This window comes from Janibacter zhangyanbonis, from assembly GCF_050507325.1.
Lineage (GTDB): Bacteria > Actinomycetota > Actinomycetes > Actinomycetales > Dermatophilaceae > Janibacter.
Genome location: NZ_CP191481.1, coordinates 946,397 through 967,123 on the forward strand (window position 1 = coordinate 946,397; position 20,727 = coordinate 967,123).

At 70.8% G+C, this 20,727-nt stretch carries 22 protein-coding genes; 16 read left to right on the forward strand and 6 right to left on the reverse strand.

Features of this window, described 5'->3' with window-relative positions; translation table 11 throughout:
* Window positions 1-11 precede the first annotated feature (11 nt).
* The 5 genes from atpD (at window position 12) to ACQBJO_RS04710 (ending at window position 3,374) form a co-directional block, all read left to right on the forward strand.
* Entirely contained in the window at window positions 12-1,466 is a 1,455-nt protein-coding gene (gene atpD, locus ACQBJO_RS04690) for a F0F1 ATP synthase subunit beta (protein ID WP_421006973.1), read from the forward strand.
* Between the two features lie 108 nt (window positions 1,467-1,574).
* Complete coding sequence (locus tag ACQBJO_RS04695; RefSeq protein WP_421006972.1) at window positions 1,575-2,126, forward strand: NINE protein; 552 nt, start codon at window positions 1,575-1,577, stop codon at window positions 2,124-2,126.
* A complete protein-coding gene (locus ACQBJO_RS04700) occupies window positions 2,123-2,590 on the forward strand; it encodes a DUF2752 domain-containing protein (RefSeq protein ID WP_421006971.1) in 468 nt (155 codons plus the stop codon). The genes ACQBJO_RS04695 and ACQBJO_RS04700 overlap by 4 nt, the downstream gene beginning before the upstream one ends.
* Before the next feature lie 72 nt (window positions 2,591-2,662).
* A complete protein-coding gene (locus tag ACQBJO_RS04705; RefSeq protein ID WP_255185626.1) occupies window positions 2,663-2,929 on the forward strand; it encodes a F0F1 ATP synthase subunit epsilon in 267 nt (88 codons plus the stop codon).
* Between the two features lie 10 nt (window positions 2,930-2,939).
* Window positions 2,940-3,374 carry a DUF2550 family protein gene (locus ACQBJO_RS04710; RefSeq protein ID WP_421006970.1) on the forward strand — a complete coding sequence of 145 codons (435 nt, stop codon included), beginning with the start codon at window positions 2,940-2,942 and terminating at the stop codon, window positions 3,372-3,374.
* Between the two features lie 78 nt (window positions 3,375-3,452).
* Here ACQBJO_RS04710 and ACQBJO_RS04715 read toward each other — a convergent pair whose 3' ends face one another.
* The gene (locus tag ACQBJO_RS04715) at window positions 3,453-4,085 is read right to left on the reverse strand and encodes a cob(I)yrinic acid a,c-diamide adenosyltransferase (protein ID WP_421006969.1); all 633 of its coding nucleotides are present in this window, start codon (window positions 4,083-4,085) and stop codon (window positions 3,453-3,455) included.
* A 164-nt stretch (window positions 4,086-4,249) separates the two neighbouring features.
* Between ACQBJO_RS04715 and ACQBJO_RS04720 the strand changes: the two genes are divergently transcribed.
* The 5 genes from ACQBJO_RS04720 (at window position 4,250) to ACQBJO_RS04740 (ending at window position 8,570) form a co-directional block, all read left to right on the forward strand.
* Entirely contained in the window at window positions 4,250-4,606 is a 357-nt protein-coding gene (locus ACQBJO_RS04720; RefSeq protein WP_255185629.1) for an STAS domain-containing protein, read from the forward strand.
* A gap of 30 nt (window positions 4,607-4,636) precedes the next feature.
* Window positions 4,637-5,704 (forward strand): DUF418 domain-containing protein, encoded by a 1,068-nt coding sequence (locus tag ACQBJO_RS04725; RefSeq protein WP_421006968.1) that lies wholly within the window; start codon window positions 4,637-4,639, stop codon window positions 5,702-5,704.
* Between the two features lie 177 nt (window positions 5,705-5,881).
* Complete coding sequence (locus ACQBJO_RS04730; protein WP_421007269.1) at window positions 5,882-7,897, forward strand: protein meaA; 2,016 nt, start codon at window positions 5,882-5,884, stop codon at window positions 7,895-7,897.
* The gene (locus ACQBJO_RS04735) at window positions 7,894-8,151 is read left to right on the forward strand and encodes a hypothetical protein (RefSeq protein WP_421006967.1); all 258 of its coding nucleotides are present in this window, start codon (window positions 7,894-7,896) and stop codon (window positions 8,149-8,151) included. The genes ACQBJO_RS04730 and ACQBJO_RS04735 overlap by 4 nt, the downstream gene beginning before the upstream one ends.
* A 104-nt stretch (window positions 8,152-8,255) precedes the next feature.
* Window positions 8,256-8,570, forward strand: coding sequence for a hypothetical protein (locus tag ACQBJO_RS04740; RefSeq protein ID WP_421006966.1), 315 nt, complete (start codon window positions 8,256-8,258; stop codon window positions 8,568-8,570).
* Window positions 8,571-8,573: 3 nt separating this feature from the next.
* On the opposite strand, the gene nucS is transcribed toward ACQBJO_RS04740, so the two are convergent.
* Entirely contained in the window at window positions 8,574-9,269 is a 696-nt protein-coding gene (gene nucS, locus ACQBJO_RS04745) for an endonuclease NucS (protein ID WP_421006965.1), read from the reverse strand.
* 106 nt (window positions 9,270-9,375) lie between these two features.
* On the opposite strand from nucS, the gene ACQBJO_RS04750 reads away from it, so the two are divergent.
* Window positions 9,376-10,584 (forward strand): 3-hydroxyacyl-CoA dehydrogenase NAD-binding domain-containing protein, encoded by a 1,209-nt coding sequence (locus ACQBJO_RS04750; RefSeq protein ID WP_421006964.1) that lies wholly within the window; start codon window positions 9,376-9,378, stop codon window positions 10,582-10,584.
* 60 nt (window positions 10,585-10,644) lie between these two features.
* On the opposite strand, the gene ACQBJO_RS04755 is transcribed toward ACQBJO_RS04750, so the two are convergent.
* The gene (locus ACQBJO_RS04755) at window positions 10,645-11,199 is read right to left on the reverse strand and encodes a DUF421 domain-containing protein (protein ID WP_341013228.1); all 555 of its coding nucleotides are present in this window, start codon (window positions 11,197-11,199) and stop codon (window positions 10,645-10,647) included.
* A 75-nt stretch (window positions 11,200-11,274) separates the two neighbouring features.
* Here ACQBJO_RS04755 and ACQBJO_RS04760 point away from each other — a divergent pair, with 75 nt between their 5' ends.
* The 3 genes from ACQBJO_RS04760 (at window position 11,275) to ACQBJO_RS04770 (ending at window position 15,453) form a co-directional block, all read left to right on the forward strand.
* Complete coding sequence (locus tag ACQBJO_RS04760) at window positions 11,275-11,559, forward strand: hypothetical protein (RefSeq protein WP_421006963.1); 285 nt, start codon at window positions 11,275-11,277, stop codon at window positions 11,557-11,559.
* Window positions 11,560-11,722: 163 nt separating this feature from the next.
* Window positions 11,723-13,456 carry an ABC transporter ATP-binding protein gene (locus ACQBJO_RS04765; protein ID WP_421006962.1) on the forward strand — a complete coding sequence of 578 codons (1,734 nt, stop codon included), beginning with the start codon at window positions 11,723-11,725 and terminating at the stop codon, window positions 13,454-13,456.
* A complete protein-coding gene (locus ACQBJO_RS04770; protein WP_421006961.1) occupies window positions 13,453-15,453 on the forward strand; it encodes an ABC transporter ATP-binding protein in 2,001 nt (666 codons plus the stop codon). The genes ACQBJO_RS04765 and ACQBJO_RS04770 overlap by 4 nt, the downstream gene beginning before the upstream one ends.
* Before the next feature lie 214 nt (window positions 15,454-15,667).
* Here ACQBJO_RS04770 and ccrA read toward each other — a convergent pair whose 3' ends face one another.
* A complete protein-coding gene (ccrA, locus tag ACQBJO_RS04775) occupies window positions 15,668-17,008 on the reverse strand; it encodes a crotonyl-CoA carboxylase/reductase (protein WP_421007268.1) in 1,341 nt (446 codons plus the stop codon).
* Window positions 17,009-17,280: 272 nt separating this feature from the next.
* Window positions 17,281-17,712 carry a methylmalonyl-CoA epimerase gene (gene mce, locus ACQBJO_RS04780; protein WP_421006960.1) on the reverse strand — a complete coding sequence of 144 codons (432 nt, stop codon included), beginning with the start codon at window positions 17,710-17,712 and terminating at the stop codon, window positions 17,281-17,283.
* Window positions 17,713-17,940: 228 nt separating this feature from the next.
* On the opposite strand from mce, the gene ACQBJO_RS04785 reads away from it, so the two are divergent.
* Together ACQBJO_RS04785 and meaB are read left to right on the forward strand one after the other, a co-directional pair.
* Window positions 17,941-19,140, forward strand: coding sequence for an acetyl-CoA C-acetyltransferase (locus tag ACQBJO_RS04785; protein WP_255185638.1), 1,200 nt, complete (start codon window positions 17,941-17,943; stop codon window positions 19,138-19,140).
* A 2-nt stretch (window positions 19,141-19,142) separates the two neighbouring features.
* Window positions 19,143-20,108 (forward strand): methylmalonyl Co-A mutase-associated GTPase MeaB, encoded by a 966-nt coding sequence (gene meaB, locus ACQBJO_RS04790; RefSeq protein ID WP_255185639.1) that lies wholly within the window; start codon window positions 19,143-19,145, stop codon window positions 20,106-20,108.
* Between the two features lie 52 nt (window positions 20,109-20,160).
* Here the strand turns inward: meaB and ACQBJO_RS04795 are convergent, their stop codons facing one another.
* On the reverse strand, window positions 20,161-20,718 hold the full coding sequence (locus tag ACQBJO_RS04795) for a hypothetical protein (RefSeq protein ID WP_255185640.1): 558 nt from the start codon (window positions 20,716-20,718) through the stop codon (window positions 20,161-20,163).
* Window positions 20,719-20,727: the final 9 nt, after the last annotated feature.

The window sequence follows — 20,727 nt, forward strand, 5'->3', positions numbered from 1 at the left end:
AGAGAGAACCCATGACTGCCACCGTCACCGAAGAGAACACCACCCAGGCGGGTGGGGTCGGGCGCATCTCCCGCGTCACCGGCCCGGTCGTCGACGTCGAGTTCAGCGCCGACACCATGCCCGACCAGTACAACCTGCTCACCACCGAGGTCGCGCTGGGGGACACCACCCGCACGCTGAACCTCGAGGTCGCCCAGCACATCGGCGACAACATGGTCCGAGCCATCTCCCTGCAGCCCACCGACGGCCTCGTCCGCGGCGCCCAGGTCCAGGACACCGGCGGCCCGATCAGCGTCCCCGTCGGCGACGTCACCCTCGGCAAGGTCTTCAACGCGACCGGCGCCTGCCTCAACCTCGAGGAGGGCGAGACCCTCGAGGTCAACGAGCGCTGGGGCATCCACCGCTCCGCCCCGGCCTTCGACCAGCTCGAGTCGAAGACGCAGATGTTCGAGACCGGCATCAAGGTCATCGACCTGCTCACCCCCTATGTCCAGGGTGGCAAGATCGGCCTCTTCGGTGGTGCCGGTGTCGGCAAGACCGTCCTCATCCAGGAGATGATCGCCCGAGTCGCACGCGACCACGGCGGTGTCTCCGTCTTCGCCGGTGTCGGCGAGCGCACCCGTGAGGGCAACGACCTCATGGTCGAGATGGAGGAGGCCGGCGTCCTCGGTCAGACCTCCCTGGTCTTCGGCCAGATGGACGAGCCGCCGGGCACGCGTCTGCGCGTCGCCCTGTCCGCGCTGACGATGGCGGAGTACTTCCGCGACGTGCAGAAGCAGGACGTCCTGCTCTTCATCGACAACATCTTCCGCTTCACGCAGGCCGGCTCCGAGGTCTCCACGCTGCTGGGCCGCATGCCCTCCGCCGTGGGCTACCAGCCGACCCTCGCCGACGAGATGGGCGTCCTCCAGGAGCGCATCACCTCGACGCGTGGTCACTCGATCACCTCGATGCAGGCGATCTACGTGCCGGCCGACGACTACACCGACCCGGCCCCGGCGACGACCTTCGCCCACCTCGACGCGACGACCGAGCTCAACCGTGAGATCGCGTCCATGGGTATCTACCCGGCCGTGGACCCGCTCACCTCGACGAGCCGCATCCTCGACCGTCGGTACATCGCGGAGGACCACTACAACACCGCGGTGCGCGTCAAGCAGATCCTCCAGAAGAACAAGGAGCTGCAGGACATCATCGCGATCCTCGGTATCGACGAGCTGTCCGAGGAGGACAAGATCCTCGTCAACCGTGCCCGTCGCATCCAGCGCTTCCTGTCGCAGAACACCTACGTCGCCAAGCAGTTCACCGGCATCGAGGGTTCGACGGTCCCGCTGAGCGACACGATCGAGGCCTTCACCAAGATCGCCGACGGTGAGTACGACCACGTCGCCGAGCAGGCCTTCTTCATGTGCGGTGGCCTCGACGACGTCGAGCGCCAGTGGGCGGACATCCAGAAGAACCTCTGACCCGACCCCGCGTCACCGTGACGGCCGCTCCCTTCGCTCGAAGGGGGCGGCCGTCGCCGTCCCGGACCCGTTGGGGCGAAGGGGGCAGCGTCACCTACACTGGCGGCCATGACGACTCCCGGTGAGCACCCCGACCAGCAGCCCGGCCCGCCCCCTCCGCCCGGCGGCGCGCAGAGCGCCCCGCAGGGGCAGGGTGGCCAGCCGGCGACCGGCGGCTTCCAGCAGCACGGTGGCTACCAGCAGCAGGGTGTTTACCAGCAGGCGCCCGGCTTCCAGCAGGCGCCCCAGCTGACCGGCGACGAGCGCTACCACCTCAACGTCATGGGCCAGGAGTACGGCCCCTACGGCCTGACCGAGCTCGCCGGCATGGCGACCGGCGGCCAGCTCAAGGGCGACACCCCGGTGCGTCCGGAGGGGCAGCAGAACTGGTTCCCCGCGTCGCAGGTGCCCGGACTCTTCTCCAGCCGCGAGTGGATGACGACCCTGCTGCTGTCGATCTTCGTCGGTGGCTTCGGCGTCGACCGCTTCTACCTCGGCCAGATCGGCCTCGGTGTCCTCAAGCTGATCACCTGCGGCGGCTTGGGCATCTGGTCGCTCATCGACATCATCTTCGTCGTCACGCGCAAGATGGTCGACGTCGACGGGCGGCCGCTGCGGTGACCCAGCAGGTCCACGGCCGGGTCCACCTCGCGCGAGGCGTGAGCATCGCGGAGCGATGGGTCGTGCCCGTCGTCGCCGCGATCAGCCTCTTCGGGCTGGTCATCGCCCGGCTGTGGCCCGTCCCGTCCGTCGACGGCGGGACACCGACCTGCCTCATGCGCACCCTCACCGGTCTGCCCTGCCCCGGGTGCGGCATGACCCGTTCGTGGGTGCACCTGGCCCACGGCGACGTCGCGACCGCCTTCGAGTACAACCTCTTCGGCCCGGTCGCGATGGCCGCGGCCGCCGGCATCGTCGTGTGGACCGTCTACGCCCTCGTGCGACGGGTGCCGACGCATTCGCTGCTCGACAAGGTCAACCCCCGCATCCTGCTCGGCCTGACAGTGCTGTGGCTGGCCTACTCCGCCGTGCGGATCATCAGCCTCTCGCTGGGGCAGGACTACTTCGCGCTCGTCGTCGCCTGAGGCGCGCGCAGCCACCCTCCGGGTGCGGGATACGATGGACTCCCGCACCACCCCGAGACGAAGGACCCCGCAGTGAGCTCCCTCAACGTCGAACTCGTCGCCGCCGACCGCAAGGTCTGGTCCGGCGAGGCCAGCATGGTCCGTGCCCGCAGCACCGAGGGCGAGATCGGCATCCTGCCCGGCCACACCCCCCTGCTCGGCGTCCTCGTCGAGGGCGACGTCGTCATCCAGACCGAGGGTGGGGAGCAGACCGCCACGATCGATGGCGGCTTCCTGTCCGTCGACAGCGACACCGTGACCATCGTCGCCGAGACCGTCCAGACCCCGGCCAAGGCCTGACACAGGTCCCATGTCCACCCTGCAGGCGGTCGAGCTCGTCCTGCTGGCAGGGTGCGTGGTCATCGCGCTCTGGCTCGTCGTCCTCTGGCTGCGACGCCGGTCGCTGGCCGCCCACGGACCCGTCAGCCCTTGCGCCGTCAAGCTGCCCGAGTCGCCCCGCTGGCGACTCGGGCTGCTGCGTCTCGGCCCCGAGCAGCTCGACTGGTTCAGCGTCGGGGGAGTGACGACCCACCCGACGATGTCCTGGCACCGCCGCGGCCTCGAGATCTCCACGCCGACGTCGGGGGAGACCATCTCGATCCCCGGGCTGGACTCGGCCGTCGCCATCACACTGACCACCCACGGCAGCGAGGTCGCCCGGCTGGCCCTCGAGCCGAAGATCTACCCGGCCGTGCGGTCGTGGCTCGAGTCGGCGCCCCCGGGCCACAACGTCAACGTGACCTGACCCCCCTTCGCCTGCGGGAGCCCGGGGAATGTCGATCAACCCTGCAAGACCCTAGGGTCTTGCAGGGTTTGCAGAACCCTAGGCCCGGGCGCCCTTGGTGGGGCGCCCCTCGCGGCCGCCGCCGGGCTGCCACAGCACGTCGCCGCCGATCGGCAGGTTGGCCACGCGGGCGAGGATGAAGAGCAGGTCCGACAGCCGGTTGAGATAGGTCGTCGTCAGCGGGTTGACCCCGCCCACGCCGCGCTCGTCGGCGGTCTCCGTGCCGTAGTCCTCGCGCGCCGCCCACGCGGAGCGCTCCGCTCGGCGCACGACCGTCGTCGCGTGGTGCAGGTGGGCGGAGCCCGGGGTGCCGCCGGGGAGGATGAAGGAGCGCAACTTCTCCACCTGCGTCAGGTAGCGGTCGCAGTCCGCCTCGAGCTCGTCGACCCACTCCTGCTTGACCCGCAGCGGTGGGTACTCCGGGTCGCTCTGCAGTGGCGTCGACAGGTCGGCCCCGAGGTCGAAGAGGTCGTTCTGCACCCGGGTGAGCGTCGTGACGACCTCCTCCGGCAGCTCGCCCGTCGCGATGGCCACGCCGATGACGGCATTGGCCTCGTTGGCGTCGGCGTAGGCCTGCAGGCGGGAGTCGGTCTTGCTCGTGCGGCTGAAGTCGCCGAGCGCGGTCGTCCCCTCGTCGCCGGTGCGGGTGTAGATCCGGGTGAGGTTGACCATGCCGCCATCGTGGCAGACCCCGCCGCCTGACCGCCCGGCGGTGCGGTCCTGACTCGCTGCAGGAGATGACGTGATCGCATCGTGACGGCTGGGTGCAACCGGATCGGTGTCTCGCACGTCACACTGGATGACAACGGTTCGGCAGGGGAAAGCAGGTAACCGTCATGAGCGCAATGACCGCGCTGAGCCCAGTGGGCGGCACCGGGACCACTCGCGTGCGGGTGCACGTGCCCTTCGACATCCGGCACAGCGCCGACCTGCGGCAGGGCTTCGTCGCCGCCCTGCACGAAGGGGGCGACCTCCTCCTCGTCGACCTCACCGAGTCCACGGTCGTCGACAAGGTCGGCTTCGCGACCCTCGTGGGGGCGCATGCCCGGGCCGCGCGCGCCGGCCGTCGTCTGCGCTACGTCGGCGCCGACGAGCGCACCACCCGTCTGCTGCGCCGCGCCGGCCTCGCCCGGCTGCTCCACGGCACCCCGGAGCCCGCCGTCGCCGTGCGGCGCCGCCGCGCCGCCGTCTGACCGCGCCCGCTCCTGCCTAGACTCGCGCGGGTGATCGACGTCGACTCGCCCTCTGGGAGTGCCCGAGCCCGGATGCCCTGGGACGGCCACCGCGACCCCGCCGTCGACCTCGCGCGGGGCATCGCCGTCGTCTGCATGGTCATCGCCCACGTGCGGGTGTGGTCCCCCTTCGACTCCGGTCCTGCCCGGCTCGTCCTGCTGCTCGTCAACAACGTCGCCTCGCCGCTCTTCGCCCTCGTCATGGGCATCTCGGCCGGCATCGTCCTCACCCGCCGAGAGCGGAGGGTGAGCGGTCCCGTCTTCATCGCGCGCGATGTCGTGCGGGGTCTGCTGCTCGTGCTCGTCGGCCTGGCCCTGCAGTCGCTCGGCACCTTCGTCGCGATCGTGCTGATGTCCCTCGGGCTGACCCTGGCCGTCGCCGCCCCGCTCGCCCTGCTGCCCCTGCCGGCCGTCGCCGGACTCGCCGCCGCCAGCTTCGCGGTCGGGCCCTGGGTCACCGCTGCCGCCCGCTCGACCTTCGACCCTGCTCGGGTGCACTCGCCGGCGCTGCTCGACCAGGTGCTCCAGTGGGTCGTCCTGTCGACCCACTACCGCGTGGTGAGCCTGCTGCCCTTCGTGCTGCTCGGGGTGGTGCTCGCCCGCCTGCGGCTGACACCGAGGGTCGCCGGCGCGACCCTCGGGCTCGGGCTGGTCGCCGGCGTCGGCGTCGTGGCGCTGCGGCTGGCCGGCCACGGCCTCGGCGTGAGCCAGGTGCGCTCCGGTGACCTGCCGGACGCCCTGCTCGACCTCGCCCTCGCGGCGACGGCGTGCGGCGCCGTCGTCCTGCTCGCCCGCTGGGCGCCGGCGCGCCCCCTCGTCGCGGCGTCGGCCCCGGTGCGCGCGACCGGGGCGCTCGCCCTCACCGCCTATGTGCTGCACGTGTGCCTCATCGCCGTCGCGATGCGCGCGATCCCGTGGCCGACTGCCCAGGAGTGGTGGGCCCCGCTGGGCGGCGGGATCCTCCTGGTCACCCTCGTCGTCTGCCACGCGTGGTGGGCGCGACTGGGCAAGGGGCCGGTCGAGCGGGTCGTCGCCGCGGTGACCGACCGCATCGGGTGAGGCGGGCTCCCTTCGTCGTGGGGAGGCGGCCACCTGCGCCGGGTGTGGCGTCATTCACCGCGGACAGGCCTACGCGGCGGCGGGCGCCGCGGGTACGTTGCCCCCATGGCCGACAGCACCGATGCCCCCACCCCTGCAGCCGAGGCAGTGCGTCCCGAGCGTGACCGTCCGTGGGTGATGCGGACCTACGCGGGGCACTCGAGCGCTGCGGCGTCCAACGAGCTCTACCGCCGCAACCTCGCGAAGGGCCAGACCGGTCTGTCCGTGGCCTTCGACCTGCCGACGCAGACGGGCTACGACCCCGACCACGTGCTCAGCCGCGGTGAGGTCGGCAAGGTGGGCGTGCCGATCAGCCACATCGGTGACATGCGCCGGCTCTTCGACCAGATCCCGCTCGGCGAGATGAACACGTCGATGACGATCAACGCCGTCGCGATGTACCTCCTCGCCCTCTACCAGGTCGCCGCCGAGGAGCAGGCCGAGGCCGCAGGGGAGGACCCCGCCGAGGTGCGCGCCCGCCTCGCCGGCACGACGCAGAACGACATCATCAAGGAGTACCTGAGCCGCGGGACCTACGTCTTCCCGCCCGGGCCCTCGATGCGCCTGATCACCGACATGGTCACCTACACCGTGGGCGAGATCCCCAAGTGGAACCCCACCAACATCTGCAGCTACCACCTGCAGGAGGCCGGCGCGACGCCGGTGCAGGAGATCGCCTACTCGATGTCGACGGCCATCGCCGTCCTCGACGCCGTGCGTGACTCCGGCCGCGTGGCCGAGGAGGACTTCGGCAAGGTCGTCGCCCGCATCTCCTTCTTCGTCAACGCCGGCGTGCGCTTCGTCGAGGAGATGTGCAAGATGCGCGCCTTCGTCGAGCTGTGGGACGAGATCACCCGCGAGCGCTACGGCGTGACCGACGCCAAGCAGCGCCGCTTCCGCTACGGCGTCCAGGTCAACAGCCTCGGCCTCACCGAGGCCCAGCCGGAGAACAACGTCCAGCGCATCGTCCTCGAGATGCTCGCCGTCACGCTGAGCAAGGACGCGCGCGCCCGCGCCGTCCAGCTGCCCGCGTGGAACGAGGCGCTCGGCCTGCCCCGCCCGTGGGACCAGCAGTGGGCGCTGCGCCTGCAGCAGGTCCTCGCCTTCGAGTCCGACCTGCTCGAGTACGACGACCTCTTCACCGGCTCGCCGGTCGTGGAGCGCAAGGTCGCCGAGCTCGTCGAGGGCGCCAAGGCCGAGATCGAGCGCATCCAGGAAATGGGCGGCGCCGTGCCCGCCGTCGAGTCGGGCTACATGAAGTCCGCCCTCGTCGCGAGCCACGCGCTGCGCCGCCAGCGGATCGAGGCCGGCGAGGACATCGTCGTCGGGGTCAACAAGTTCGAGACCACCGAGCCCAACCCGCTGACCGCCGACCTCGACACCGCGATCCAGACGGTCGACGCCGACGTCGAGGCCAAGGCCATCGAGGCCGTGCGGGCCTGGCGCACCGAGCGGGACGCCGACCCGGAGCAGGCCGAGGCCGCCCGCAGCGCGCTCGCCACCCTGCAGGAGACGGCGAAGACCGACGACAACCTCATGGAGGCCTCCTTGGCCTGCGCCCGTGCCGGTGTCACCGTCGGCGAGTGGGCCCAGGCGCTGCGCGAGGTCTTCGGCGAGTTCCGCGCCCCGACGGGCGTCTCCGGCTCGGTCGGCGTCGCCGACGGCGGCTCGTCCGACCTCGTCGACGTCCGTCAGCGGGTCAAGGCGACGGGGGAGGAGCTGGGCGGCCAGCTGCGCGTCCTCGTCGGCAAGCCGGGCCTGGACGGCCACTCCAACGGCGCCGAGCAGATCGCCGTGCGGGCGCGTGACGCGGGCTTCGAGGTCGTCTACCAGGGCATCCGCCTCACGCCGGACCAGATCGTCTCCGCGGCCGTCGCCGAGGACGTCGACCTCGTCGGCGTCTCGATCCTCTCCGGCTCGCACATGGAGCTCGTCCCCGACGTGCTCGAGGGGCTCAAGGCCGAGGGCGCCGGTGACATCCCGGTCGTCGTCGGCGGCATCATCCCCGAGTCCGACGCGGCGAAGCTGCGCGAGCTCGGCGTGGCCGCCGTCTTCACGCCCAAGGACTTCGGGCTCAACGAGATCATGGGCTCCTTCGTCGACATCATCCGCGAGCGCCGCGGCCTCGCGGACCGGGAGACCGTCGACGCGTGAGCGCCGCCCGCGTCTCCTGGCTCCACGCGGTCGTCGCGGTCCCGGTCGCGGCGGTCGCGTGGGTCGTCGTCTCCGGAGCGCTCGCCTATGCGCTCGGTGACATCGCCCTCGGTGGCCTCGTCGCCTGCGGCATCGGCGCGGCCGTGGGTGCCGTGCTGCTGCTCGTGCCCCGGCCCGGAGCCCGCGGCGCCGGTCTCGGGTCCATCGTCACGATGCTGCCGTGCGCGATCGGCCTCGCCGTCAGCCTGATGTGAGCCGGCCGGTAACCCTGCACAACCCTAGGGTCCTGCAGAGTTGGGGGCTGGTGACTGCGCAAAACCCTAAGGTCCTGCAGTGTTGGGAGGGCTAGTGTCGGGGGATGGCCCTGCACTGCCCGGCGACACTGCTCGTGGCCCCTGCTCCGCGTGATGCGAAGGGGGTGGCCTCCCTCGTCGACGCCCTCACGGGCGACCGGGTGCTGGCCGTCGTGCGGGCCCCCGGCGTGGCGGTCGGGCAGGAACTCGCGGAGCGGCTCGGGGCACCGCTGGAGGACGAGGTCGGCCTCGCCGCTGACGAGCCCGACCCGGCGACCCTCGACGCGATCGCGGACCTGCACCGTGGGGAGAAGGTCCTCGTGCTCACGTCACCCGGGGAGGCGAGGGGCGCTCCCTTCGTCCGGCTGGAGCTGGACTGAGCCTCAGAAGAGGCGGTGCATGCTCGTGTCGATGCCCTTGAGCTCCTCGTAGTCGAGGGTGACGCAGCGGATGCCGCGGTCCTCCGCGAGCGTGCGCGCCTGCGGCTTGATGACCTGGGCGGCGAAGACGCCGGTGACCGGGCGCAGGGCGGGGTCCCGGTTCATCAGCTCGAGGTAGCGGGTCAGCTGCTCGACGCCGTCGATCTCGCCGCGACGCTTGATCTCGACGGCCACGGAGACGCCCTGCGCGTCCTTGGCGAGGATGTCGACCGGACCGATCGCGGTCATGTACTCCCGGCGCACGAGGGTGTAGCCCTCGCCGAGGGTCTCGATGTGCTCGGCGAGCAGCTTCTGCAGGTGGGCCTCGACACCGTCCTTGACGAGACCGGGGTCGACGCCCAGGTCGTGGGCGGAGTCGTGGTGGACCTCGTGGAGCTTCACCCGCAGGCGGTCCTCGGTCTTGGCGTGCTGGACCACCCACACGGACTCGACGCCCTCGGCGGCCTCGGCCTCGTCGGGGGCGACCTCGGCCATCGAGCAGGGCGGGGCCATCCAGTTGAGCGGCTTGTAGGAGCCGCCGTCGCTGTGGACGAGGACCGAGCCGTCGGCCTTGACCATGAGCAGACGGGTCGCCAGGGGCAGGTGGGCGTTGAGCCGCCCCTCGTAGTCGACGCTGCAGGTCGCAATCACCACTCGCACCCCGCAGACCCTACGCGCACAGCGAAATCGACGGCGACATCCCTGTGCGGACCATCACGCCACGAACCCCTACCGGGGGGTCATGGGGACTGCGATAGTGCTCGACATGTCAGACTCCCGCGCCCTTGCAGACGCCCTGGTCTTCCCGTACCTGAACCACGCCGCCTCGATGTTCGACGAGCAGTACGCCTCGCGTGAGGACATCGACAACGGCATGCGCTTCGGCTGCGGTCTGCCCAAGGGGCCGCTCACCGTCATCGACGAGCTCGGCCTCGAGACCGTGCGTGACGCGCTCGCCGCCCGCTTCGAGCAGACCGGCGACCCGCGCCACCAGCCCAACCCCGCCATCGAGCGACTCATCGCCGAGGGGCGCACCGGCAAGGCTGCCGGCAAGGGCTTCTACACCTACGAGGGTGACGAGGTCGTCGCCGACGAGCTCACCCCCTCCGGCACCGGTCAGGGCGCGGCCCGCCCGGTTAAGACCGTCGGCGTCGTCGGCTCCGGCACCATGGCCAGCGGCATCGTCGAGGTCTTCGCGGCCAACGGCTTCCCCGTGACCTACGTCGCCCGCACGCAGGACAAGGTCGACGCCGTCGCCGCCAAGATCGCCAAGAACCTCGCCCGCCAGGTCGACAAGGGCCGCCTCGAGCAGGGCGACGCCGACGCGATCCTCGGCCGCCTCACCGGGGCCACCGAGCGCGAGGCTCTCGGCGACGTCGACATCGTCGTCGAGGCGATCGCCGAGGAGATCGGCATCAAGAACCAGCTCTTCGCCGACCTCGACCGCATCTGCAAGCCCGGCGCCGTCCTCGCGACGACGACCTCCTCGCTGAGCATCGCCGACCTCGCCGCGCAGACGAAGCGCCCGCAGGACGTCGTCGGCATGCACTTCTTCAACCCCGCGCCGGTGATGAAGCTCGTCGAGGTCATCAACCACCCGACGACCGGCCAGGACGTGCTCGACACCGTCCTCGACCTGTGCCGCAGCACCCGCAAGGTCGCCGTCAGCTGCGCCGACCGCTCCGGGTTCATCGTCAACGCGCTGCTCTTCCCCTACCTCAACGACGCCATCAAGGCGCACGAGGAGGGTGCCGAGCTCGACGCGATCGACGGCGCGATCACCGAGCACTACGGCTACCCGATGGGTCCCTTCGCCCTGCTCGACGTCGTCGGCAACGACGTCGCGCTCGCGATCGAGGAGGAGCTGCTCGCGGAGTTCGAGCACGCCTCGCTCACCCCTGCCCCGCTCCTGCGCGAGGTCGTCGCCGCCGGCAAGCTCGGCCGCAAGACCGGTGAGGGCTTCCGCACCTACTGATCGCCGCGCACGACCACGGCCCCGGATCTCCCTTCGGTCCGGGGCCGTGGCGCGTCGAGGTCACGATGACGAGGGGGCCAGCAGCTCCGGAGGGACGAGCGAGGCACCCACGACCCCGCTGAGGAGCAGCGGGTCGACGCGCTCCCCGCGCCGCAGCACGCTGATCGCCCCCGACGGCTCGAAGGTCACCGCGACGACCTCCTCGTGGTGGCGCACCCCGGCGAGCCGCAGCCGCGACTGGAGCTCGCCCGGGAGGACGTGGCAGCGACGCATGTGCTCCTCGATGACGTGCGGGCCGGCCATGAGCAGGACCGGAGGGTTGACGATCGTGCGCTGGATCCACCCGCGATGCCGCAGCACCCCGAGGAGGCCCTGCATCGTCACGAGGGTCGTCAGGGCGACGAGCCCGCTGCCGAGCACCGGGACGTCGCCGAGCGAGGCCCGCCCGATGATCGAGCCGAAGGCGATGACCGCGACGAGGTCGAAGCTCGACATGCCCGAGAGGACCCGCTGACCCAGCACCCGTACGAGGAGGAGCATCGCGAGATACATGCCGACCGTGCCCACGGCCACGGAGACCGCATCCGTCGGGGTGATCCAGAGCAGGTCGCGCACAGGTCCTCGATTCTTCGGTCGGCGTCGAGCCGGACCGACTGGCCCGGCGGGCGGGGCGTGGGACAGCATGGTCCCATGCCCCGCAACAACCGCCGCAGACGTGACGAGCACCGGCCGCTCGCGCTGGGACGGGCGCCGCAGACGCGGGAGACGTGGATGGGGCGCGCGTGGATCGTGCGGCGCCTCACCGGGCAGACCTCGCAGCGCACCTACACCTGCCCGGGGTGCACGCACGAGATCACGCCGGGGACCCCGCACGTCGTCGTCTGGCCCGACGACGGGCTCGGGGGAGCGGACGACCGGCGGCACTGGCACTCGCGGTGCTGGCAGGCGCGGGACCAGGGGCGCTACGGGCGCTGACCCTTCGAGACGGCCGCGGGCGGCCTCCTCAGGGAGCGGGCACGAGACGGCCGCGGGCGGCTTCCGGATCCTGAGGAGCGAGTCCGCGAAGCGGGCGAGCATCTCGAAGGGCAGGGACCGAAAAGATGTTGGTGCACTACGTGCACGGTGCAACAATCACGGGGTGCTCCTACCCCTCGTGCGCCGCCACCTGAGCGGCACGGGCGGCCGGGTGGTCCTGCTGCTGGTCCTGCAGCTCGTCGCCACGCTCGCCTCCCTGTACCTGCCCAGCCTCAACGGCGAGATCATCGACAACGGCGTGGCCACCGGTGACACCGGCTACATCGTGCGGCACGGGGGGCTGATGCTCGCGGTCTCGGTGCTCCAGATCGCCACGACGATCGCCGCGACGTGGATCGGCGCCGGCCTGTCGGCGACGATGGCCGCCCGGCTGCGGGCGGCCGTCTTCTCCCGGGTCGGCAGCTTCAGCGCGCAGGAGGTCGCCCGCTTCGGGGCGCCGACGCTCATCTCGCGCACGACGAACGACGTCACCCAGGTGCAGACCGTCACCAACATGGCGCTGACGATGATGGTCACCGCGCCGATGATGATGGTCGGCGGCGTCATCATGGCCCTGCGCGAGGACGTCGGTCTCAGCTGGCTCGTCGCCGTAGCCGTGCCCCTCCTCGCCGTGTGCGTCGGCCTCGTCATCCGGGCGATGATCCCCAACTTCCGCCGCATGCAGACGAGCGTCGACACGGTCAACCGGATCCTGCGCGAGCAGATCACCGGCGTGCGCGTGGTCCGTGCCTTCGTCCGCGAAGGGAGCGAGCGCGAGCGCTTCGAGGTGGCCAACGCGGAGTACACCGCCGCTGCGGTCGCCGTCGGCCGGCTGATGTCCCTGGCCTTCCCGATCGTCATGGTGATCCTCAACCTCTCGACCGTCGCGGTGCTGTGGTTCGGCGCGCACCGCATCGAGAGCGGGCAGATGCAGATCGGTGCGCTCACGGCCTTCATGACCTATCTCATGCAGATCCTCATGTCGGTGATGATGGCGACCTTCATGTCGATGATGCTGCCGCGCGCGGCGGTCTCGGCCGGCCGCATCGACGAGGTGCTCTCAATCGAGTCGAGCGTCGTCCCGCCGATCGCCCCGCGGCCGATGCTCGAGGAGCGGCCCGCGGTCGTCCTCGAGGACGTCGAGTTCTCCTATCCGGGCGCCGACTCGCCGGTCCTGTGCGATGTCGACCTGCGGGCCGAGCCCGGTCGCACGACGGCGATCATCGGCTCGACGGGTGCCGGCAAGACGACCCTGCTCGACCTCGTGCCGCGGCTGCACGACGTCACTGGTGGGCGCGTGCTCGTCGGCGGCGTCGACGTCCGCGAGCTCGACCCGGCGCAGCTGTGGTCGAGCATCGCCGTCGTGCCGCAGAAGGCCTTCCTCTTCAGCGGCACCATCGCCTCCAACCTGCGCCAGGCCAAGCCCGACGCGAGCGACGACGAGCTGTGGGAGGCGCTGCGGGTCGCGCAGGCCGAGGACTTCGTCCGGGCCCTCGACCTCGGGCTCGAGGCCCCCGTCGCCCAGGGCGGGACCAACCTCTCCGGCGGGCAGCGCCAGCGCCTGTCGATCGCCCGCGCCATCGTGCGTCGACCGGCGATCTACCTCCTCGACGACTCCTTCTCCGCGCTCGACCTGACGACCGATGCCCGGCTGCGCGCCGCCCTTCGTCCCGTCGTCGCCGACAGCGTCGTCCTCGTCGTCGCCCAGCGGGTCTCCTCGATCATGGACGCCGACCACATCGTCGTCCTCGACGACGGCCGCGTCGTCGGTGACGGCACCCACGAGCAGCTGCTCGAGACCTGCCCGACCTATGTCGAGATCGTCGAGTCCCAAGCATCGCGCGAGGAGGCAGCATGAGCGAGGTACCCACCGCGGAGGAAAAGGCGGCGCAGGCGCGACGGGGGCCGGGTGCCGCCGCGCGCCGCGGACCCATGCAGATGGGCACGCCGGGGGAGAAGTCGCAGGACTTCCTCCCTTCGGCCAAGCGGCTGCTCGGTCGGCTGCGCCCGCAGCGCTCGCGGGTGCTCACGGCCATCGTCCTCACCGTCGTCTCCGTCGCGCTGAGCGCGGTCGGACCGCTCGTGCTCGCCCGGGCCACGGACCGGATCTTCGCCGGGTGGATCGGCGCCGAGCTGCCCGCCGGTGTCCCGCTCGACACGATCGTCGAGCAGCTGCGGGCGCAGGGGGAGGACCGGCAGGCCGACATGCTCGCGGCCATGCCGCACCTCGTGCCGGGGCAGGGGATGGACTTCGGGGCGATCGGCCGGATCCTGCTGCTCGCGCTCGGCCTCTACGTCGTCGCCGCGGTGCTGTCGTGGCTGCAGGGGCGGGTCATCGTCCACGCGGTCAACCAGGTCGTCTTCGACCTGCGGGCCGAGGTCGAGGCGAAGCTGCACCGGCTGCCGCTGCCGTACTTCGACAAGCAGCCGCGCGGCGAGGTGCTCAGCCGGGTGACCAACGACATCGACAACGTCGCGCAGTCGCTGCAGCAGACCCTCAGCCAGCTGCTGACGAGCCTCATCACCGTCGTCGCGATGGTCTCGATGATGGTGTGGATCTCGCCGCTGCTCTCGCTCATCGCGCTCGTGACGATCCCGATCTCGATCGTGCTCACCGGCGCGATCGGCAAGCGCAGCCAGCGGCACTTCATCCAGCAGTGGAAGTCCACCGGCGAGCTCAGCTCGGTCATCGAGGAGACCTACACGGGCCACTCGCTCGTCAAGGTCTACGGGCGGCAGGCGGAGGTCGACGCGGCCTTCGCCGAGCGCAACGAGCAGCTGCGGTCCGCGGGCTTCGGCGCGCAGTTCGTCAGCGGCATCATCATGCCGGCGATGATGTTCGTCGGGAACCTCAACTACGTCGTCATCGCCGTCATCGGTGGCCTGCGGGTCGCCTCCGGCACGATGACTCTCGGTGACGTGCAGGCCTTCATCCAGTACTCGCGGCAGTTCACCCAGCCCCTCACCCAGGTGGCGTCGATGGCCAACCTCATGCAGTCGGGGGTCGCCTCGGCCGAGCGGGTCTTCGAGGTGCTCGACGCGCAGGAGCAGCTCGAGGACCCGGGCGTGCCGGCGGCGCGCGGCGAGGGGCACGGGCGGGTGGCCTTCGAGGACGTCAGCTTCCGCTACGACCCGGCGAAGCCCCTCATCGAGGGGCTCGACCTCGTCGTCGAGCCGGGGCAGACGGTCGCGATCGTCGGTCCGACGGGCGCCGGGAAGACGACGCTCGTCAACCTGATCATGCGCTTCTACGAGCTCGACTCCGGCCGGATCACCATCGACGGCGTCGACATCACGACGATGTCGCGGGCCGAGCTGCGCTCGCGCACCGGCATGGTCCTGCAGGACACGTGGCTCTTCAGCGGGACGATCGGCGACAACATCGCCTACGGGCGCCCGGGCGCGACGCGCGAGCAGGTCCGTGCGGCAGCGGAGGCGACCTACGTCGACCGCTTCGTCCACTCGCTGCCCGACGGGTACGACACCCACCTCGACGACGAAGGGGGCAACATCTCCGCCGGCGAGAAGCAGCTGGTGACCATCGCCCGCGCCTTCCTCGCCGACCCGAGCCTGCTCATCCTCGACGAGGCGACGAGCTCGGTCGACACCCGCACCGAGCGGCTCGTGCAGCAGGCGATGGCGGCGTTGCGGGGCCATCGGACGAGCTTCGTCATCGCGCACCGGCTCTCGACGATCCGCGACGCGGACCTCATCGTCGTCATGGAGGACGGGCACATCGCCGAGCAGGGCACGCACGAGAGCCTGCTCGCCGCCGACGGTGCCTATGCGCGCCTGTACCGCAGCCAGTTCGCCGCAGCCGTCACGGAGCTGGACACCTCGGTCAGCCTCGCCTGAGGAGCGCGGCGCAGCCCGAGGCAGGGGGCCGCTCCCGGCGAGGAGGGCCGGCGCGCTGCCGACGTCCGTCGTCGTCGTGTCGTCCCGTTGTCGTTGCTGCGCCGACCCTCCTCGCCGTCCGCCCCCTTCGCTCGACCACAGGCGCGCCCCACGGCATGACGAAGGGGGCCGCACCGGTGATCCGGTGCAGCCCCCTTCTGTGGTGCTGGTGCGGTCAGACCGCCTGGAAGCGGTTGATCTGCTTCTCGAACTTGGCGCGCTTTTCGGGGTCGGTGACGCCGAGGCCAGGCTCGGGGGAGAGCGCGAGGACGCCGACCTTGCCCTGGTGCTTGTTGTGGTGCACGTCGAGCGTCGCCTGTCCGACCTCCTCGAGCTTGTAGGTCTTGCTCAGGGTCGGGTGGACGAGACCGCGGTTGATGAGTTCGTTGGCCTCCCACGACTCGCGGTAGTTCGCGAAGTGGCTGGAGATGATGCTCTTGAGGTTCATCCACAGGTAGCGGTTGTCGTACTCGTGCATGTAGCCCGAGGTCGAGGCGCAGGTGACGATCTTGCCGCCCTTGCGGGTGACGTAGACCGAGGCGCCGAAGGTCTCGCGGCCCGGGTGCTCGAAGACGACGTCGACGTCGTGGCCACCCGTGAGCTCACGGATCTTCTTGCCGAGGCGCTGCCACTCCTTGGGGTTCTGCTCGGTGTTGTCGTCGTTCCAGAACTTGTAGCCCTCGGCGTTGCGGTCGATGATCAGCTCAGCACCCATGTCGCGGCAGATCTGGGCCTTCTCGGGGGAGGAGACGACGCAGATCGGGGTCGCGCCGGCCGCCAGGGCCATCTGCGTGGCGTAGGAACCGAGGCCACCCGAGGCACCCCAGATGAGCACGCGGTCGCCGAGCTTGAGCGAGGCGCCGTTCTTGGAGATCAGCTGGCGGTAGGCGGTGGAGTTGACCAGACCGGGGGAGGCGGACTCCTCCCAGGTGAGGTGCTGCGGCTTGGGCATGAGCTGGTTGGCCTTGACGATGGCCAGCTCGGCGAGGCCACCGAAGTTGGTCTCGAAGCCCCAGATGCGCTGCTGCGGGTCCATCATCGTGTCGTCGTGGCCGTCGGCGTCCTCGAGCTCGACGGACAGGCAGTGGGCGACGACCTCCTGGCCGGGCTTCCACTTCGAGACGTGGCCGCCGGTGCGCAGGACGACGCCGGAGAGGTCGGAGCCGACGATGTGGTACGGCAGGTCGTGACGCTTGGAGTACTTGTTGAGCCGGCCGTAGCGCTCGAGGAAGCCGAAGGTCGAGACCGGCTCGAAGATCGAGGTCCACACGGTGTTGAAGTTGATCGCGCTGGCCATGACGGCGACGAGCGCCTCGTCGGGGGCGAGCTCGGGGATCGGCACGTCGTCGATGTGCAGCGACTTGCGCGGGTCCTTGTCGCGGCTCTGCAGACCCTTGAACATCTCGACCTCGTCCTTGTGGACGGTCGTCGCGCGGTAGGTGTCCGGCAGGGGGAGGTTGGCGTAGGTCTCTTCGCTGCGGTCACCGGAGAGGATCGCGTCGCGGATCTGGTCGATTGCCATGAAGGGGGCTCCTCGGCCTCGTCGGGGTGTCTGGGTGATGCGTCTGCGTGCAACTTAGGTCGTCATGGCGCCGTGGGGGCGGCGCTCATGACCCAGTTCACACATCGCTGTGGGACGGTGCGCACCGGGGTGCGGACCGCATCGAAGACATCGTGTCCCGTCCGACGATCCGACGCAGGACCCCGGCTCGTGACCTCCCTCTCACACGACGCAGGGGGTGGCGCACCGATCGGTGCGCCACCCCCTTCGCGTGCTGCTGCGGAGTGTCAGTGACCGCCGTCGGCGGCCGGCTCGACGAGCTCGACGAGGATGCCGCGGGCGTCCTTGGGGTGGATGAAGTTGACGCGCGAGTTGCTCGTGCCGCGCTTCGGGGTGTCGTAGAGCAGGCGCAGGCCGCGCTCACGGAGCGTCGTGCACACGGCGTCGATGTCCTCGACGCGGTAGGCGAGCTGCTGGATGCCCTGGCCGTTGCGGTCGAGGAACTTCGCGATCGTCGACTCGGGGGAGAGGGGCGCCAGGAGCTGGATGCACGAGCCGGAGTCGCCGACGCGCATCATCGCCTCGCGCACGCCCTGCTCCTCGTTGGTCTCCTCGTGGGCGAGCTCCATGCCGTAGGAGTCGCGGTAGAAGGCGATGGCCTCGTCGAGGTCGGGAACGGCCACACCGACGTGGTCGATGGCGGTGAAGAGATCAGTCATGTTCGCACTCTAGAGAGCCGAAGGGGGGCGCCGCGCCCCCCTTCGGCTGTGGTCTGTCCCACCCGCAGGTGGTGCGTGGTCAGGCCCCGACGCGGCCCGTCGTGCCGGCGCGTGTGGCGGGCCCCACCCGGGTGGGGCCTGCCCTCCCTTCGTCCTCGTCGCTAGGGTGAGCGCAAGCCGCGGCCCGGGACCGGTGCCCGTGGGACCACACATGTTGGAGGCTTTTACATGTCCGATCGTCCCGTGTCCGTCATCGTCGCCGGGGCCCGCACCCCGATGGGTCGCATGAGCGGCTCGCTCAAGGGCTTCTCCGGCTCCGACCTCGGCGGCTTCGCCATCAAGGGCGCGCTCGACAAGGCCGGGGTCAAGGGCGAGGACGTCGACTACGTGATCATGGGCCAGGTGCTCACCGCGGGCGAGGGCCAGATCCCCGCCCGTCAGGCGGCGATCAAGGGCGGCATCCCCAAGAACGTCCCGGCCCTGACCGTCAACAAGGTCTGCCTCTCCGGCATCGACGCCATCGCGCTCGCCGACCAGCTCATCCGCGCCGGCGAGTTCGACATCGTCGTCGCCGGTGGCCAGGAGTCGATGACCAACGCCCCGCACCTGCTGCCCAAGAGCCGCGACGGCATCAAGTACGGCGACGCCACGCTCAAGGACTCGATGGCCTACGACGGTCTCCACGACGTCATCACCAACCAGGCGATGGGCGCGCTCACCGAGGCCAAGAACGCCGAGAACTCGGACTTCACCCGCGAGGAGCAGGATGCCTTCGCCGCCGCGAGCCACCAGAAGGCCGCCAAGGCCTGGGCCGACGGCAAGTTCGCCGACGAGGTCGTCCCGGTCGAGATCCCGCAGCGCAAGGGCGACCCGGTCGTCTTCGCGACCGACGAGGGCGTGCGCGCCGACACGACCGCCGAGTCCCTCGGCAAGCTGCGTCCCGCCTTCGCCAAGGACGGCACCATCACCGCCGGCTCCGCCTCGCAGATCTCCGACGGTGCTGCCGCGGTCGTCGTCATGAGCAAGGCCAAGGCCGAGGAGCTGGGCCTGACCTGGCTCGCCGAGATCGGCGCCCACGGCGTCGTCGCCGGCCCCGACTCGACCCTGCAGGCCCAGCCGGCCAATGCCATCGAGGCCGCCGTGGCCAAGGAGGGCATCGCCGTCTCCGACCTCGACGTCGTCGAGATCAACGAGGCCTTCGCGGCCGTCGGCCTGGCCTCGGCCAAGCAGCTCGGCCTCGCGGACGAGCAGGTCAACCCCAACGGCGGCGCGATCGCCATGGGTCACCCGCTCGGCATGTCCGGCGCCCGCATCACCCTCGCGCTCGCCCACGAGCTCAAGCGCCGCGGTGGCGGCGTCGGTGCCGCCGCCCTGTGCGGTGGTGGCGGTCAGGGTGACGCGCTGATCATCCGCGTGCCGAGCGCCTGAGCTTGAGCCGCAGCGTCGACGTCCCCGTCCTGGTCGAGGAGGCCAGGACGGGGACGTCCCGTGCCATCGGGCGTCTGGTCTCGCTCGTCGACGACCAGCACCCGGACCTCCCCGAGGTCATGCGGCTGCTCGCGCCGCACACCGGCCGGGCGCACGTCGTCGGCATCACCGGGGCCCCCGGCGTCGGCAAGTCGACGACGACCAATGCCCTCGTGCGGGCCCTGCGCGAGCAGGGTCAGCGGGTCGCGGTGCTGGCCGTCGACCCGTCCTCACCCTTCAGCGGCGGTGCGCTGCTCGGCGACCGCATCCGGATGACCGACTCGGCGAGCGACCCGGGCGTGTGGATCCGCTCGCTCGCCAGCCGCGGGCACCTCGGCGGGCTGTCGGTCTCGACGCCGCAAGCCGTGCGGGTCCTCGACGCCGCGGGCTTCGACACCGTGCTCGTCGAGACGGTCGGCGTCGGCCAGTCGGAGGTCGAGATCGCCGGCGCCGCCGACACGACGCTCGTGCTCCTCGCGCCCGGCATGGGCGACGGGATCCAGGCGGCCAAGGCGGGGATCCTCGAGATCGGTGACGTGTTCGTCGTCAACAAGGCCGACCGTGAGGGTGCCGACGCGACCGTCCGCGACCTGCGGCACATGATCCAGCTGGGCGAGGGGACCGCCCCCGGCGGCTGGCGCCGCCGGGTCGTGCGCGCCTCCGCGATGAACGGCGACGGCGTCGACGACGTCGTCACGGCCGTCACCGACCACCTGCAGCACCTCGCCTCGAGCGGCACCCTGCGCCGGCGGCGCACCGCGCGCGCCCGCGACGAGATCACGGCCCTGGCCATCGCCCGGCTGCGCGCCCGGATGGGCGACCTCGGCTCGGGTGGGCTGTTGCAGTCGCTCGCCGAGCGCGTCGTCGACGGCAGCAGCGACCCCTATGCCGCCGTCGACGAGCTGCTCACGACCCTCGACATGTCCTGAGTCCGCATCTCCCCAGGGAGATGCGGACTCAGGACGGTGCGGGAGGGCTGGGTCAGAGGCCCTCGGAGACCCGGATCTCGTCGCGGTCGTCGACGTCGAAGACCGCGCCGATGCAGGTGACGTTGCTGTCCGTCTCGCCGGGCTCGAGGTAGGACGTGTTGCACGTGACGTCGTCGAGGACGTTGCCGTCCTCCATCAGGTAGAAGGTCAGGTAGAAGGAGTCGGCCGTGCCGCTCGTGTTGCTGACGCTCAGGTTCACCACGTCGCCGGTCGAGTCGATCGACCACCCGCTCTGGACGGCGGCGCCGTCGACGGTGATCGAGCCGCCCTCGGAGACGGTGCTCGCGCCGGCTGCGTCGGCATTCTTCGACGAGTTGGCCGACGAGCTGTAGCTCGAGACCTGGTCGCTGGCCTCGTTGGCCACGAAGAGGAAGAACCCGCCGACCGAGCAGCAGCACAGGATGACGACCGCGGCGATGATGCCGAGGACCCACCACAGGGTGTTGTCCTGCTTCTTCGGCGGGATGCCCTGGGGGGCGCTGCCGTACGGCGCCTGGTAGGGGTTGGGGCCACCGGCGCCACCGGGCGGAGGCGGGGCTGGGTAGGACATGCGTGGATC